The organism is Candidatus Neomarinimicrobiota bacterium, from assembly GCA_016784545.1.
GTDB lineage: Bacteria > Fidelibacterota > UBA8477 > UBA8477 > JABMPR01 > JABMPR01.
Map to the genome: position 1 here is coordinate 78770 of JADHUM010000003.1, position 18292 is coordinate 97061.

An 18292-nucleotide genomic window follows, 5' to 3' on the forward strand; every position below is an offset into this window, starting at 1 on the left:
TAGCTTTGTTCCATCGTTTTACAGAAGATGTGGGGACAATAGTGACATTTAGCCAGATTGGTTATAATCGATGTTTTGATAGAACCGGAAGTGGTTCTGTGTGGCTTCGGCTACTAGCACCCCCAATAGCGATTGTATTTTTTTTCATGGGCTCCCTCCTGGCCGATGACCAGCCTGTTCGGTTCAACCACCTCACAGTGGACGATGGGCTTTCCCAAAATACCTGTCGGGCAATTCTTGAAGATAGTCAGGGATTCATGTGGTTCGGAACCCGATTTGGATTGAATCGCTACGATGGCAAGCAATTTAAAGTATTTCTATCTGACCCCCTGGATACAAACAGTCTCCCGGGATACTGGATCAACTGTTTAGTTGAAGATCACGATGGTGTCATGTGGGTGGGAACACGTAGTGGTGGACTTGGTCGCTACAATAGAGAGCTGGAATCGTTTGAGAATTTCAAGCATAATCCGAATGATTCAAATTCTTTAGCCCATAATTCGGTTACTGCATTGTGTGCAGACTCTGATGGTTTACTCTGGGTGGGAACGGAACATGGCTTGAGCAAATACAACAAACATACCAATACATTCATCAATTTTTATCAAAACCCTGACAGTCTAAACACCCTGCCTTCGAATCGAATCAGCGCTCTTGCTGAAATGCCTGATCGAAGACTTTGCGTAGGTACAGAAAATGGAGCCCTGGTAAGCCTATCATTGGATGATTATTCCATTCAAACAATGATGTCGGCCTACACAGGCTCTGTCCAATTGAAAAGTATTCACCTGGATTCAATAAATAATGATCTTTGGGTCGCACGTTTTGGTTTAGGTCTTGTTAAATACGACCTCCTTGAGCAAAGCTGGTCCTACTACGTGGCTGAGGATTTGACCACAGCCCTATCTGTTGCTGGAACTATATCGATTTCTCAAGATAGGGCAGGCCGCCTATGGCTAGCCTCGGCTATAGGATTGGCAACCTATGTTCCCCAATCTGAAAAGTTTGAGCTCTTCTTGAATGACCCTGACGAGCACCGTTCTCTTGGGGACAACTTACTTTACTGTTCCTATATCGATCGTCAGGGAATAATCTGGCTGGGAACTGAATCAGACGGCGTTAATTTTTACGATCCCAACCTGATCAGATTCACACAGAAACGCTATGAACCTGATAATCCAAACAGTATTCGGAATGACATGGTGTTCTCAGTTTCAGAGGATTATTCTGGCAATATCTGGTTTGGGACCATGGGAGGCGGTACCAGTGTAATGGATGTGAACACTGGAAATTTCCAACATTTTAATACAATTGGGGTCGACTATTCCTGGAGTAAAGATTATGTATCACGTGTAATAATGGATCGCACACAAAAAGTCTGGATAGGTACTTCTGAATGTGGGGTGTTTGTCCTCGATTATCCCACCAAGACGTTTAATCATTATAACAATCGTGAAGATGTAGCTAACAGCTTTGGCGATAAAACAGCCAAGGATATCCTGGAAGCCAGAGACGGAAGCATCTGGATTGCCACTGAAACCCAGGGTCTTGATCGCTACGATGTCGGGAGTAATAGTTTTGAACATTTTCGCCATGATCCGCAAGACTCCACCAGCATCAGCAGTAATTTCACCTATTCTCTCCTGGAAGATCAAGCTGGTTATATCTGGATCGGAACCAATGATAAGGGTTTAAATCAGTTTGATCGAAAGACTGGAAAATTCGTCCACTTTCAGGTTGAATCTCAATTAACACCGGCCTTACCCAGCAACTGTGTCGTTTCACTCTATGAGGATGATGATAGGAATCTGTGGATCGGTACGCGAAGTGGAGGATTGAATAGACTGGATCCCCAGCGACAAACCATAACAACCATGGATCTGCATACTGATCTAGCCAGTCAAGCTATATTTGGGGTCCTTGAGGATGACCATGGCTACCTGTGGGTGAGTTCAAATATGGGGATTCTCAAGATAGATCCCGATAGTGGTCTCTTAAACGCTTATACCATGAGTGATGGTGTCCAGAGTGATTTTTATTATCAGTCACGTGTCAAGACACGAAATGGCAGCATGTATTTTGGTGGAGACCATGGATACAATGTCTTTCATCCCGACAGTATTCGTAACAGCTCCTTCATTCCCCCTCTGTTTTTTACTGGACTTTCCATTAACTATGAGCCGGTCCCCATAGGTGAAGACCGGAATGGTCGGACCATACTGACCCGATCAATCTCCCAGACTGAAAAACTGGAATTGACTTATCGGGACAAAGTGATCAGGTTTGAGTTTGCCGCTCTGAATTTTTCAGCCAGCCACAAAAATCTATACGCATATATGCTCGATGGTTATGATCAGGACTGGATAGACACCTATCATCATCCCACAGCGCAATACATGAATTTACCTGCTGGAGAATACACTTTTAGAGTGAGGGGCTCCAATAATGATGGCGTCTGGAATATGAAAGGCGCATCCATTGCCATATCAATAGCTCCCCCCTTCTGGAAAACCTGGTGGTTTAAAACCCTGGCCATAGTCAGCTTACTGGGATTCATTCTGGCCTATATCCAACTCCGCACCTACAGACTGGTTGCTCAGCGGGATAAGCTGGAAGCATTGGTTAGAGAGCGCACGGCACAACTAAAAGTAGAAATTGAAGAAAGACAACGTGTCGAGCTTGAGAAAAACAAGCTCAAAATGGATCACCTCAAACGTGAATTGCTGACTCAGTCACTCCATCTCAACGACAAACAGCAGATTATGGATAATCTTCAGGGTGAACTGGAGAGCTTTTCAAAATTGAGTTGGGATGATATCAGGCCTCGAATCAAGAAACTGTTGCACTTTCTCAGAGATCGTAGCTCTGTAAAACAGGGTTGGGAAGATTTTGAAATCTGGTTCACTGAAATTCACACAGGATTCTATATTGAACTGCGTAGCGATCATCCCGGGCTGTCAGAGAATGAATTGAAGGTTTGTGCCCTCCTGAGATTGAATCTTATTTCAAAAGATATTGCCAAAGTTATGAATGTTCAACCCTCCTCCATCGATATCTATCGCCATCGAATCAGAAAAAAATTAGAAATTGGCAGTGAAGAAAATCTCTCAACTTTTCTCTCCAAATATTGACCTGGACCACCTTTACTTTTTCTTTACATTCCCAAGTCATTAATAATCAATTACAGTTGTCCTTATCAGCTATTAATTAATTATTTACAGGTATTTAGAAGATATCGCTCCCCCTCCCTAAACTCCTGCATCCACATCTTTACATCGCTTGAGACCGCACTTCTGGGCAGTATCAACTTTTCTGCGTTTGTAAAGATTTAGTAAAGATGCCCAATTCCCTCTTCCGGTGTAGGTTTACACCAGAATTCAAACCCAACAAAGGAGGGGATTATGAAATGGTTACATCTAATGATTATTGTGTTGGCTAGTGTGGTTACACTTTCAGCGACAACGATCAATGTACCAGCAGATGCCGCTACAATTCAGGCAGGTATCGATGCAACAGTTGATGGTGATAGTGTTCTTGTAAGTAATGGTACTTACATAGAGAATCTAAATTTTAATGGTAAAAACATTGTAGTATACTCCGCAGGTGGTGCAGATCTAACGACCATCGATGGAGGGGGCTTGGGGAGTGTGGTTACCTTTATGTCACAGGAAGAAAGTGCCGTCCTGGATGGGTTTACCATCACAAACGGTCGCGGCATTTTTAACGATGACAATCACTTTATTGGTGGGGGTATTCTTTGCAGATATGAATCGACCCCTACCCTTCGCAATCTGATTGTTGAGGGGAACTTTTGCACTGGGGATACCTCAATGGGTGGCGGTATCATGTGTTCATATCTATCTGATGCCCTCATTGAGGATGTCATTATTCGTGACAATGCAGCTGACTACGGTGGTGGTTTTGTGGCCTATGAGTCCAGTCCAACACTTCAAAGAGTAGAGATCTACGAGAATAGGGGACGAACCACGGGTGGTGGCGTCGCGCTCTGGGATTCATCAGCCTATTTAAAGGATGTGTTTATTCACCACAATGAGGCAGAATATCTGGGGGCAGGTCTTTGGGTACACGATGATGCAACTCCGATTCTTAATAAAGTGACAATTGCAAACAACAGCTGTACAAGTTCAATTCCAACCTATCGAGGGGGTGGCGGTATTGAACTCAGCGATGGGGCATCCCTCAAGCTGGTAAATTCAATTCTGTGGGGTAATTCACCAAATCAGGTCGAATTTTATTCCCGAACAGGTTATGCTGACAGTCGGCTTGATGTGGACTATTCGGATATCCAGTCTGGTGAATTGGGTATTGATCGAAATGGTGCTGGAGAGCTGTTCTATGGCTCGAATAATATCATGGTCAATCCCCTCTTTGAGGAAAACTACGCTTTGAGTTTTTCATCCCCCTGTATTGATGCAGGGACGGCTCAATGGATTGTTGACGGAGTTACTGTGATTGACATGGTGGAATCGGATTATTGTGGACCAGCGCCTGACATGGGGGCTTGTGAAATGCCCCTGCCACCGGTTACCTATAATGTCCCAGGAGATTTTTCCACCATACAGGCAGCTATCGATGGTGCAGTGAATAGTGACATTATCATGGTCGAGATGGGCACCTATGTTGAGAATATCAATTACAATGGAAAAAGTCTCACCATTAAATCCATGAGGGGGCCTGAATTAACCACCATTGATGGAAATCAGAGTGGCTCAGTTGTACTTTTTCTGAGCCAGGAAGACGAAAATGCGGTTTTGGACGGATTCACGATAACAAATGGAACTGGCTGGGATAATGGAGATGAATTCGTGGGAGGTGGGATTGCCTGTCGTAGCAGTTCATCACCGACTATAAAAAATCTCATCGTCACGGGGAACTCAGCCTTCGGTGGGCAAGACCCTGCAGGCGGTGGAATAACAATCGCATGGGATTCAAACCCGTCCCTGGAAAATATCGAAATCTGCTACAATGAGTCCGTATGGGGCGGTGGTCTGGCCATTGCTTATAATTCCGATCCAACATTAAAAAATGTTGAAATCTATGAGAACTATGGCTCAACGACGGGTGGTGGCGTCTACATTGGGGTTAATGCAGCTCCCTATTTTGAGGATGTGTATGTTCATAACAACAGGGCAACATATTATGGCGGTGGATTCTTCCTCCATGATAATGTCACGCCCACCTTTAACAAAGTTACTGTTAGAGCGAACAGGGGTTCAAGTGGAGGTGGTGGTTTAATAACTAATCACGGCAGCAAGGCCAATATTGTCAATTCCATTTTCTATTCCAATATCCCTGATCAGATTCTGTTCAATAACGATATTCAATATCTTCCTGATACGGTATCCATTGCCTATTCCAATATCCAAAACGGACTTGCTGGAATAAACGTGGGTCAAGGTCTGGTAAATTGGTTGGATGGCAACATCTCAACAGATCCTTTGTTTATTGGAGCCAGTGATGAATTGCAGGCATCTTCACCCTGTGTTGATACCGGCATCGACTACTTCGTTTCTGAAGGAGTAACTTTGATTGATATGGCGGCTGATGAATATGTTGGTGTTGCACCTGACATGGGAGCATATGAGTCTCCTGAACCATCCATCCTGAATGTCCCAGGGGATTTTGCATCCATTCAGCTGGCTATTGAAGCAGCTATCGATGCTGATACGGTTCTGGTTGCTGAGGGAATCTATACTGAGAACATCAATTTTATTGGAAAGAATATCGTCGTCAAATCTGTTTCTGGTCCAGAACTCACAACAATTGATGGAGGTCAGAACGGGTCTACAGTTTTAATGATGAGCGGTGAGGATGAATCTGCCATTTTGGATGGATTTACACTCACCAATGGAACTGGCTGGAGCGATGGTAGCGTAAATCTTGGCGGTGGAATATGTGTTCGCTATAGTGCTTCTCCCCTCTTACGCAATCTCATCATAACAGAAAATACTGCAACTGAAGCTAATGCGAATGACCCCAGCGGTGGTGGAATCTCAATTGGTATGGGATCAAATCCAATCCTTGAAGATGTCATCATTTCTAACAATGAGTCTGCCTGGGGCGGTGGAATCTCCATTGGTGGCTCAAGATCAACTCCAATCCTTAGAAATGTTAGACTTACAGGCAACTATGCTTCAATAACAGGTGGAGCCGGCTACATTGGGGATTCCTCAGATCCAATATTCCAATCTGTAACTATCGATCATAATCGTGCGAGGTATTATGGTGGCGGAATATTTGTCCATGAGGAGTCAAAACCGCTATTCAATCAGGTGACCTTTGCGAATAACGTTGGTCCCAGTGGTGGTGGTGGAATGATCATCAATGATGGCTCAGCACCTATCGTCCTGAATTGCATTTTCTGGGCTAATCTTCCTGACGAGATTGTGTTGAACGAGGATAATAGCTATGCTCCCTCGGCTGTCACCGTGGATTATTCATGTGTTATGAATGGATTGCTTGGTTGTGATCCAGGGGATGGCGTTATTAACTGGGGAACTCACAACATTTCTGATAACCCCGGCTTTGTCCCAGAAACCGTTTATGTCTTGAGTGATACGTCAGCCTGCATAGATGCTGGTACTGCTTTTTTCGCCATGGATGGGGAAACCATCATCGACATGGCTGAGGCTGAATACCTGGGAGATGCTCCTGATCTGGGCTCCCATGAATCACCTTACCTTACATCAATCGGTGATGATTTGACCTTACCGCAGGAATTTTATCTGCATCAGAACTTCCCGAATCCCTTCAACCCCTCCACAACTATTCGGTTTGACTTACCTTATTCTGGTTGGGTTTCACTAACCATCTTTGATGTGCGAGGACGAGAAGTCAGCACATTAATTGATAGTGACCTGAATGGTGGTTTTCACTCCTTGCAGTGGAAGGCTCAGGATCGGGGCGGAGCTCCTCTGGCCGCTGGCATTTATCTGTATGAGATCAGAGTCGTCACTGAGCAAGGATCTGAATTCCGAAGTGTCAAGAAATTCAGTTTGTTGAAATAGCATTTGTTTAACGCGGAGCCCCGGTTGGTTATGGCCAATCGGGGCATTATTTCGGGGGTTTACCATGGATTTAACAAGAGTAATTTCATCTTCCGCTGTCCTAGCTACCCTAATGTTCTCTACCACTCTGTTCTCACAAACCCCGGGCTATTTCAAAGATATATTCAGTGATGGTGGCGTCAATTTAACATCCAATATGTATATGGATGCCATCGAACTATTAGGTCTATCCGTAGAATATTTTGCTACTTCCGATGTAGTCACACAAACAGAGGTCATGATTAGCGATGAAATGGACACGAACGGTCATCTCCTCTATCCAGACGGTGCTCCGCGCTTTCGAATGATATACACCCATGGGGGTACTGCAGGAAATCATGGATACTCATTGGGCGAAATTGGAAGAGACCGAGTGCGAACATTCTATGCAAATGGCGGTAGTTATGCTGGGTCCTGCGCTGGAGCATATATAGCCAGCCTTCATTATGAAGAGACCTGGCTTCATCCCCCCTATTATCATATCTGGCCTGGGAGAACACATTCTACTGGAATTCTGGATTCTTACACGGGTCATCATATCCCGGCAGATTCACCCCTCCTGGACTATTTCGATTTTGGCAACGATTTCTACATCGCAAATGTGAGACACAATGGGGGTTGTTGGGCACGAGAAAATCTTGACTTCCCTTCTAATACTGAGGTTCTGACAAGATATGATGCACACCAACTCTCGCTTGATATGCATCAGAAGGCCAGTACCTGGGCCTATAAACCAGATACCACCCAGGGGAGAATAGTTGTTACCGGGTCTCATCCTGAAACCGCCTGGGCCGGAGAAAGGCTCAATATGATGCAAGCCATATTACTATACGCCCTTGATGGAGTTGGAAATCCGACTGTAAAAGCCAGTCTGGAGAACGGTGAATCCCGGACCATGGATTTGTATGCTGAGGACAGCCTGCCAGCCTATACGCGTATTGGGGATAAACAATATCATCACTTCACGATTTCACTGCCACCAGGAACGTCTGACTTAAACATCGAACTGGATGTAGAAGCAGGTTTTGCCTTCAATCTCTATGCAAACCCAGGATCGTTTGCCTTCGAAGATAGCGCTCTATATGAAAGCCTGAATGGTGGGACTAATCACATCCTCAATATCTCCCCCGAGGAGTCAGGGCTCTGGTTTATCGGTGTAGAATGTGCCACGACAGTGGATGATTTCTATTATTCGTATTCAGGACAAACAGAAGTTTTAAATGGCGTCGGCTACGATATTACAGCTACCTGGAATACTGTCGGAGTTGATGGACGGATGGCGTCGCCTTCCAGTTTTGCTCTCTACCCCAATTATCCGAATCCATTTAACCCATCTACTTCAATTAACTACGAGCTGCCCGATGCTGGTTGGGTCAGCCTAGTGGTTTATGATATGAATGGTCGGGAAACAGCTCGAATCATTGATGAGCCTGCGATAGGGGGTAGTCATTCTGTGACATGGTTGGCGCAGGATCAATATGGAAAGTCGCTGGAGGCGGGGATATATCTGTATGAGATGAACTTTACAGGCTCCAGGGGTGAACAATTCCGTGAAGTCAGGAAGTTCACACTCCTGAAGTAATAGCGTTCATTCACGTACTAAGGCCCGATCTTATCTGGCAGATCGAGATTGTTTATGTTTTTTGACCCTGATTAAAATGGTGGGGACTGTTGGGGTTAAGGAGTTGAAAGATTCACCTCCTGGGTTTGAGTTGTATCCCAACTCTGCCAATCCCTTCAGCCCTGCCTAAACCAAGAATGCACCATCTGGGGTGGTGCTCATCGCTTAGGGGTAATAAATGATAGAGATACCCGTGTGATCTCAGAAAAAGCAGATAAACGATTAAGAGGGTTGTGTCTCCTGGCCATCATCATTGTGGCCGTGATCCTCCCCAATACATGCTCCTTCGCACAGGATTGTATCTGTGGTGAACCTCAGGCTCAGTGCGCCTTGGATCAATGATATTTTTGAAAGTATAAAATGCGTTTACTCCGATGTGGCCATCCTCATCTGGGTTCATACATCCCCGGCTTGTGCCACACGGGCCGGGGCCTCCTACAGACAAGATTCACTTTCAATGGACCGTTTCACACTTCGACCATCGCCTTGCGGGGCAGGCAAGCTCAGTATGACACTCCTCATGATAATTGAAAATAAAAAAGCGTGTCTCCCGTTCCTCGCACCTCGACTCCGCTCGGTGTGACGATTTTGGGGACACGCTTTTGGGTTATTAGCGTTTTAAGCCAACTAAATCATGGACATTTTGCCTTCTGATATGGCATCATTTAGAATAGCATCCAGGATACCATTCACAAAGCTGCTGCTCTCTTCTGTACTGAACACCTTGGCGATTTCAATCGCTTCAGAAATTGACACCTTGGGGGGAATATCCTTAAAATAAAAGAATTCAGTAAGGGCCATCCTGAGAATCAATCTATCGATGAGGGCAATACGGGTCAGGTCCCAGTTTCTGGATTTACTGGAAATCAGCTCATCGAATTCCTGTCGATGGGCCATAATCCCGTTTACCAGATCACGGGCAAATTTGAGCAAATCATCAGATAATTCGCTCTTCTCTGCCAGGAGGTTGAAGGTTTGATCCAGGTCGTCGTTTTGTATCTCGTGTGCATAAGAGACCTGCACGACAAATTCCCGGGCTCGACGTCTTTCTTGCATGAACTGAGGCCTGATCCTTTCTACGCGTTATCTATATCTTTGAGAATAGACGTTTGCCTGAACGATGCATCTGTTTCAGACGTCCTAGTTTACGGATTCTCTCTTCAGCAAGAGTATCCGCTGCATCCATGGTCGGTATATTTTCATCCTGTGAGCGCTGAAAAATTTCCTGAAGAATATCATAGATATGATTGACCCGGCCATAAGAACGCTTTTCGTTATAGCCTTCGAATTCGCCATAGACATTGATCACGCCGCCAGAATTGATGGCATAATCCGGGGCGTATAAGACACCACGGTCGAGGAGAATCTTGCCATGCTTATCATAGTCTGAAAGCACGTTGTTGGCTGCCCCTGCTACAATCTGACATTTCAGGCGATCAATGGTTTCATCATTGACAACAGAACCCAGGGCGCAAGGAGCAAACACATCCATTTCAACATCGTAAATGTCATCTGGAGCCACGGCGGTCACATTCTTAATTTTGAGCATTTCTTTAACGCGTTCTTCTTTAATATCCGTGACAATTACTTTTGCACCTGCCTGGGAAAGATGCTCAACCAGATAGATACCAACATGACCCAGACCCTGTACAGCAATGGTCTTGCCTTCAAGGCTGTCTGATCCCCAGGTTTTATTTGCGGCGGACTTGATGCCCACAAAAGTGCCATAAGCGGTGAAGGGTGAAGGATCACCTGAACCACCCAGATCTGGACTGAGACCAGCTACATAATCTGTTTCCTCATGGACCCATTCCATCATCTGGGGCGTGGTGTTAACGTCTTCGGCAGCAACATAACGTCCACCCAGACTGTCCACCAAACGACCAAATGCACGGAAAGCTGCTTCATTACCGATATCTCTCACGCGACCAATAATCACTGATTTACCGCCACCAAGATTCAATCCTGCCAAAGCGGATTTATACGTCATTCCCTCTGAAAGTCTCAGGACATCCCGAAGGGCAGCGGCTTCATCATCATAGTTCCAGACGCGACATCCACCCAGTGCTGGACCCAGACTGGTATTATGAATGGCAATGATAGCTTTTAGACCTGTTTCATCATCCTGGGCAAAAACAACCTGTTCGTGGTGGTTCAATGCTGGTGCATCAAAAAATCCCATTTCTCAATTCTCCTTATACAATTTTTTTAATCAATCTGCTAGAAGATGTCTACTAATGACCAATCTTTGAATTTCATTGGTGCCTTCGTAGATCTGTGTAATCTTCGCGTCACGCATCATGCGCTCCACTTCAAATTCACGGATAAATCCATACCCCCCATGAATCTGAACAGCTTCTGTTGCTACATACATGGCCGTATCACCGGCAAACATCTTGGCCATCGAGGCTTTTTCCCCAATGGTTTTTCCCTGATCCTTTAGCCAGGCTGCTCGATAAACAAGCAGTCTGGTGGCGTCTACACGCGTGGCCATATCGGCCAGCTTAAATCCAATTCCCTGGAACATTCCGATGGGTTTTCCGAACTGTTCGCGCTCTTTAGCGTACTGAATTGATCTTTCCAGGGCACCCTGGGCGATTCCCAAAGCCTGGGCACCAATTCCTATGCGCCCCACATCCAGAGTTGCCAGAGCAATGGTGAATCCCTGCCCCTCTTCCCCGATAAGATTTTCTGCAGGAATGCGGCAATTTTCAAAAATAAGTTCACTGGTGTCTGATCCACGAATACCCAGCTTATCCTCTTTTTTACCCGTGGTAAAACCTTCCAGCCCCTTCTCTACCACAAAGGCCGAAATACCTTTATAACCAGCATCTTTATCTGTTTTTGCAAATACGATGACAAAGTCACAACTGATGCCGCTGGTCACCCAATTTTTTACACCGTTGAGGATATATGAATCTCCATCTCTGGTGGCTGTGGTGAGCATGGCCTTGGCGTCTGAACCTGATTGTGGTTCACTAAGGGAATAGGCTCCCAGCTTTTCTCCACTTGATGTGAGGGGTAAATATTTATTTTTAAGATATTCGGACCCAAATTTTAAGATCGGATTTGAGAAAAGAGAATTATTGACTGACATAATCACACAGGTTGAGGCATCTACTCTGGCAATTTCCTCCAGGGTAATGGCATAGCTCAAGGCATCCATTTCAGTACCACCGTAGGTTTCCGGGACCTGCATGCCCATAAACCCTAATTCGCCTAATTTTTGGATTACTTCAGTTGGAAACTCGGCTTTCTCATCGCGTTCCATGACTCCTGGCTTTATCTCTGCCTCGGCAAAATCACGAATGGTTTCTCGGACCATCTTTTGTTCATCTGTTAATTCAAAATTCATGTTTAATCCTTATTCAAGTTTGTCTTGCTGCCTGCCCGGCGGAGCTCAACGAGCGTAGACTGGAGCCTGCCTGCCAAGCCGTAGCATTAATGCGTAGGCTGGTCGAAGTATGACAAACTCTCTCCTACGTGTTATCCTTCGACGAGCTCAGGATGACACTCCTGGCATACCACTATGAGATTTACTAATATTCATAAAAGCCACACCCCGTTTTACGTCCGAGGTTTCCAGCTGCGACCATACGTTTCAGAAGTGGACAGGGACGATATTTCGGATCTCCCAGACCTTCATGGAGTACTTCCAGAATGGACAGACAGACATCCAGACCAATGAGATCTGCCAGGGTGAGGGGACCCATGGGATGGGCCAGCCCAAGATGCATAATTTCATCAATGGCTTCTTTGGTGGCCACGCCTTCCATGAGGGCAAAAACAGCTTCATTGATCATGGGCATGATGATTCGATTTGCTACAAAGCCAGGATAGTCATTGGCTTCAACTGGGGTTTTTCCCAATGCATTACAGAGTGCCACTGTTTCAGCAACCGTTTCATCACTACAGACATGGCCACGAATGATTTCCACCAGTTTCATCACAGGAACTGGATTCATAAAATGCATGCCAATCACCTTCTCTGGACGTGACGTCTGAGCTGCAATTTCTGTGATGGATATGGATGAAGTGTTTGAACTAAGAATCACACCCGGTTTTAGGATATCATCCAGATCCTTGAATAATTTAAATTTGATATCTCTGTTCTCTGTGGCAGCCTCCACCACAAAATCGCAATCCTTCACATCCAATAGATCTGTTGTCGTTTTCAGGTGTTGGAGGGTGGCTGTTTTATCAGTTTCTGAAATTTTCTCTTTTTTAACCTGGCGGTCCAGATTTTTTGTAATAGTAGCTATTCCCTTTTCAAGGAATGCTTGTTGAATATCCATAAGGATGACTTCATAACCGGACTGCGCAAAAACATGGGCAATCCCATTTCCCATGGTTCCAGAGCCAATGACACCAATGATGCGAATACTCATATTATTCCCCTTAAATACGTTCCACAATAAGCGCTGATGCTTCCCCACCACCAATACACAGGGTAGCCAAACCAAAATGGGCTTCCCGGGCTTCCATGGCATGCAGCAGGGTGGTCAGAATTCTGGCTCCCGATGCGCCAATAGGATGGCCCAGGGACACGGCGCCACCATTGACATTCACCTTGGTGTGAGGAATATTGAGCTCATCCATGGCAACCATGGTCACCACGGAGAAGGCTTCATTGATTTCGAAAAGATCGATTTCTCCCAACGTCATCCCAGCTCTTTTAAGAACATTGTTAATGGCTTTTACCGGGGCTGTGGTGAACCATTCGGGAGCGTGGGCCGCTGATGCCTGGGCAACGATACGGGCCATGGGTTTTAATCCACGTTTTTCGGCCTCACCTTCGCGCATTAGGACCAGTGCTGCAGCGCCATCGTTTATCTTGGATGCATTGGCAGCTGTAATGGTACCATCTTTTTGAAAGGCGGGTCGAAGCTTTAGCATTTTCTCAAAATTGCCACGACCAGGCTCTTCGTCCGTATCAAACAACACTGGATCACCCTTACGCTGAGGAATCTCAACCGGGGTTAGCTCATTGTCAAATGCACCTGATTTTTGTGCTGCTTGTGCGCGGAGATAGCTTTCTTTCGCAAATGCATCTTGAGCTTCACGGGTATAGTTGTACTCTTTGGCACATAATTCACCGCTGAGACCCATGTGAATACTATCATAGGCATTTTGTAATCCATCACGGAGAATCCCATCCACCATGGCACCGTCGCCTAATCTTTGACCATTGCGGGCGCCGGGGAGATAGTATGGCACGTTAGACATACTCTCCATTCCTCCAGCGACAACGATGTTTGCATTCCCAACTTCTATGGCTTGAGCTGCCAGCATGACGGCTTTAAGACCTGAGCCACACACTTTATTAATAGTCAGACATTCTGTGGTATCGGGTAATCCAGCATATAGGGCCGCCTGTCTGGCAGGAGCCTGTCCCACATTGGCTGGGAGCACATTGCCCATGATAACTTCATTGACATCTTCAGGTAAAATTTGACCACTCTCCAGAGCAGCCATAATGGCTGTGGCGCCAAGTTGTGGGGCAGTGATAGAAGATAGACCACCCTGAAAAGCACCGACGGGGGTTCGCTTTGCACTCACAATAGCAACTTTACGTATGGCTCTAACTCTGCTCATGATAATTCCTTTTGTAATTTTCTCAAACCTGGGACTGCTACAACTTTATACATTTCTTGCGAATCCAACCTGTGGTTCAAATTTCACAGGACGCAAATTGTTTTGTCATAACAAAGGTCAAAAATCGTTCCAAACCTGAATATCCTCGCAAGGATGAATTTTAGATCTTATAGATCAGGACTCTTTCGGTTGTTCATAGGCCCGAATGATGCGTCTGACCAATTTGTGTCTCACAATATCACCTTCATCAAATTCGACAAATTCGATACCTTCAACTTCTTTTAGGATTCTTACGGCTTGGAGTAAACCAGATTCCTCATGCTTGGGAAGGTCGATCTGAGTGGGATCACCAGTAATAATAATTTTAGAATTCACACCCATTCGCGTCAGAAACATTTTCATTTGCATGTGTGTAGTATTTTGAGCTTCATCCAGGATAATAAAAGCATGATCCAGTGTTCTTCCGCGCATATAGGCGAGGGGAACAATCTCAATGGTTTTTTGATCCATGAGGATGCGTACTTTGTCATGGGGCATCATGTCAAAAAGTGCATCGTAAAGTGGTGCCAGATAGGGGTCAACCTTTTCCCGCAAATCGCCGGGTAAAAAGCCTAAACGCTCACCTGCTTCCACAGCGGGACGGGTGAGAATAATCTTTTTAACTTCTCTATTTTTAAGGGCAGAAACGGCAAAGGCCACCGCCATATATGTCTTACCGGTTCCAGCCGGGCCCAACCCGAATACCATGTCATTTGAAGTGGCTGCAGCGAAATATCTTTCCTGACCAGGTGTACGTGGTTTGATCACTTCTGAGCGAGTGAAGAGGACGACAGAATCAAGACCAGACTCACCAAGGGTGGATTTACCCGACTGGCTGAGACGAATAATGGTGAGTACATCGTCTTTATCTATAAATTTTTTACGATTCAAGACAGCAATCATTTCACCCACAATATTTTCAACCAGTGCAAGCTTGGATTCGTCTCCGCGAACTATGAGTTCATCACCTCGGACATAGAGGGCGACTTCCAGATGATTTTCAATCAATTTTAGGTTGGTGTCATTGGCGCCGAGTAATTCAACAGGGTTAACCCCCCTGATTGGAAGGCGTTTTTCAGCAGCAGATTTCGCAGTTGTCAAACCCATATGGCGGTCTCAGATTAATTTGTAAAGCGTGGATTTCCAAACAAAAATTATAGACTAAAAGCCCGATATGTCCCGAGGAGTTGACATGATAGCGTTTTGAAAAACCTATCAAAAGCAATTGATGTTCTTGTCATAATTGTTGGTCTGCAGATTTGTTGATAGAAGCAACACTTTCAAATTGTTATTTATACTCATATTGGGTAGTTTGGTAGATGGTTTAATTCACATTGGTTTCAATTTATGAGCTGGGGGGCTCCTTTCTCCCATCTCCAAGGAAAATGGCGATGCTCTTTTTCCGACCAGGAATGAGTTTATAGTTTGAGGGGAAAACCAGATGAATGTTCATGATTTTTTTCGTAAACCTTACCGCTTCGCCATATTCCTTTGTACGCTTATACTAATATTACCACATCCACTTCAGGCTGGAGTAACTGGTAAGATAAGTGGGACCATTACCCAGCAGGAGTCTGGCGATCCACTTGTCGGTGCAACTATTCAGATTGTGGGCACCAACTTTGGTCGCATCTCTGATGAACATGGTCGTTTTGTCATCCTTAATATCCCCCCTGGAAACTACACACTCAAGGTTTCATTTATTGGCTTCGAAACTGTGCTCATTGGTAATGTTCCCGTTACTGCAGATCTGACAACCTTATTTAACCTCCCTCTAAAAACCTCTGTGCTAGAAGGTCAGGAAGTCATTGTCCATGCCAGTGAGGGCGTTATTGACAAAGATCTCGCAGGGACGAGGGCAGTTGTAACTCAAGAGGAATTTAATACACTCCCGATTACTCAAATGGTGGAGGCTTTGACACTCCAATCAGGCGTGGTGAACACAAATAACTATCTGTATGTTCGTGGTGGGCGTTCAAATCAAGTCGCTTACCTCATTGATGGTGTCTATGTACAAGATCCACTTTTAGGCTCCTTCTCCAATGACCTGGGGACGAATACGATTCAGGAATTATCTCTCCTCAGTGGAACATTTAATGCGGAGTATGGAAACGCCATGAGCGGGATTGTGAACATTGTTACTCGTGAAGGTGGACGCAGTTGGAAGTCCAGAGTTGAAAGCAGAACCGGAATATTCCAAAACCGTGATGCCAATAAATCTGAAGGTCAAAAAACCACCTGGGATTTCGGTGGTCCACTGCTGGGTGATTATTTAAGAGTTTTTATCTCGGGACAACACTTAAGCAAGGATAGCTATCTGCCCTGGGGCTTCCATAACGAAGACTCTTATACAACCAAATTGACCTATACCGGTATATCCAATTTGAGAATCAACAGCATGTATCGGGATTCATGGAAAAGATACAAATACTATCGTCACAGTTGGAAATATATTCCAGAACAATATTACCAATATGAATCAACTCGACGTCATCTCAACCTGAATCTCACCCATACCCTGAGCGAGAATTTGTTCTATGAATTAAGAATGTCTCAATACGAACAAGACTTTCGGCAAGGAGTCTGGATAGATTCCACTTCTTCCTGGAAAGACAGCAGCGAATATGAGCCTTATAGCAGCTACGAATGGTATACTGAAGTAGGCAATGGACATGAATTTTATGCTCGCAGGGATCCTCCAACCTATACTATCTCTGCTACAAAAACTTTTGACTTTCGTGGCGATATTATCTGGCAAATGAATAGCTGGAATGAACTAAAGCTGGGACTTCAGTATAAGCACCATGATCTGGACATGGAGAACCCCTACGATCCTCAGCGAGCCAACCCCTACCGTGATGAATACCACATGACGCCAGTTGAAATAGCAGGGTACTTTCAGGACAAAATTGAGCTGGCTTTTATTGTCATCAATCTGGGTTTACGCTTTGATCAGATGGATGGCAAGACAAGCTACCGCAAAGATCCCCTGGATGAAGCAACCCGTGTGATGTCCACGTCCAAGAGTCAAATCAGCCCCAGATTGGGTATCGCACATCCCATATCGGACAAAACCAAAATTCATTTTGCATATGGTCATTTCTTCCAGAACCCACCTTATGCCTATCTGTATAACAGGTTGAATTATGATGTCACTGTAAGTGCACCTGTCTTCGGTGACCCTGACATGGATGCCGAGAGAACCATCGCGTACGAGATTGGGATAACGCATCAATTTAACGCCGCACTTCTGGGTCGATTTAATGCGTATTTCAAGGATATTTCCGGCTTAGTGGGTACACACTATTTTGCGCCCTTTACGGAGGATGCACCTGATCGATACGCTGGCTATACCCTCATTATTAACGAAGATTATGCCTTCTCAAAAGGTTTCGAAATCAATTTTGATTTTAAGCCAACGGACTTCTTCTCCACCGCAATGACCTACACCTACTCCATTGCCAAAGGAAGCGCCTCTTTCGCTGATGAGCAATATCCAAGTACCACAGAATCAAGCATTCTCTATAATCTGGATTTTGACCGGACCCATGGCCTGAACGTTTATGGATCATTACGAGTGGGGAAATCCAGTGGATTAAAGGTGTTCAACCGCTTCCCCTTTTCCAGAACGGACCTGGGTTTTGTCTTCCGGGCAAGCTCAGGCAGACCCTATACTCCCGTGTGGAAAGGTATTGAACTTGTGGAAATAAATTCACTCCGCAAGCCCTCTACATACTCGTTGGATATGATAGCAGGTAAAAGATTTAATCTGCCTGGTAAACTCTCGGCAAGAACATTCCTTGAAGTTCAGAATCTTACCAATGCCAGAAACGTACTCTCTGTCTTTACCAGCACCGGTGAACCCGACTACACCCTAGACCCTGGACACAGCGAGGAGTATATGCACAATCCTGGCAATTTCGGACCTCCCCGTACCATCAGATTCGGTCTGTCATTGGATTGGAGATAA

Annotated in this window: 10 protein-coding genes; 4 read left to right on the forward strand and 6 right to left on the reverse strand. The window is 45.2% G+C overall.

Features of this window, described 5'->3' with window-relative positions; translation table 11 throughout:
- The first annotated feature begins 146 nt into the window (after positions 1-146).
- From ISR87_01575 to ISR87_01585, 3 genes are all read left to right on the forward strand, one after another.
- Positions 147-3131 (forward strand): hypothetical protein, encoded by a 2985-nt coding sequence (locus tag ISR87_01575; protein ID MBL7024117.1) that lies wholly within the window; start codon positions 147-149, stop codon positions 3129-3131.
- Positions 3132-3401: 270 nt separating this feature from the next.
- The gene (locus ISR87_01580) at positions 3402-7028 is read left to right on the forward strand and encodes a hypothetical protein (GenBank protein ID MBL7024118.1); all 3627 of its coding nucleotides are present in this window, start codon (positions 3402-3404) and stop codon (positions 7026-7028) included.
- Positions 7029-7092: 64 nt separating this feature from the next.
- Entirely contained in the window at positions 7093-8649 is a 1557-nt protein-coding gene (locus ISR87_01585; protein ID MBL7024119.1) for a hypothetical protein, read from the forward strand.
- Between the two features lie 666 nt (positions 8650-9315).
- Here ISR87_01585 and nusB read toward each other — a convergent pair.
- The 6 genes from nusB to ISR87_01615 form a co-directional block, all read right to left on the reverse strand.
- Positions 9316-9744 carry a transcription antitermination factor NusB gene (gene nusB, locus ISR87_01590; GenBank protein ID MBL7024120.1) on the reverse strand — a complete coding sequence of 143 codons (429 nt, stop codon included), beginning with the start codon at positions 9742-9744 and terminating at the stop codon, positions 9316-9318.
- 31 nt (positions 9745-9775) lie between these two features.
- Positions 9776-10870 (reverse strand): Glu/Leu/Phe/Val dehydrogenase, encoded by a 1095-nt coding sequence (locus tag ISR87_01595; protein MBL7024121.1) that lies wholly within the window; start codon positions 10868-10870, stop codon positions 9776-9778.
- A 30-nt stretch (positions 10871-10900) separates the two neighbouring features.
- Positions 10901-12043, reverse strand: a complete 1143-nt coding sequence (locus ISR87_01600; GenBank protein MBL7024122.1) for an acyl-CoA dehydrogenase — start codon at positions 12041-12043, stop codon at positions 10901-10903.
- Positions 12044-12227: 184 nt separating this feature from the next.
- The gene (locus ISR87_01605) at positions 12228-13070 is read right to left on the reverse strand and encodes a 3-hydroxybutyryl-CoA dehydrogenase (GenBank protein MBL7024123.1); all 843 of its coding nucleotides are present in this window, start codon (positions 13068-13070) and stop codon (positions 12228-12230) included.
- A gap of 16 nt (positions 13071-13086) precedes the next feature.
- Positions 13087-14265 (reverse strand): thiolase family protein, encoded by a 1179-nt coding sequence (locus ISR87_01610; GenBank protein MBL7024124.1) that lies wholly within the window; start codon positions 14263-14265, stop codon positions 13087-13089.
- Between the two features lie 192 nt (positions 14266-14457).
- Complete coding sequence (locus ISR87_01615) at positions 14458-15429, reverse strand: PhoH family protein (protein ID MBL7024125.1); 972 nt, start codon at positions 15427-15429, stop codon at positions 14458-14460.
- Positions 15430-15763: 334 nt separating this feature from the next.
- On the opposite strand from ISR87_01615, the gene ISR87_01620 reads away from it, so the two are divergent.
- Positions 15764-18292 carry a TonB-dependent receptor gene (locus ISR87_01620; GenBank protein MBL7024126.1) on the forward strand — a complete coding sequence of 843 codons (2529 nt, stop codon included), beginning with the start codon at positions 15764-15766 and terminating at the stop codon, positions 18290-18292.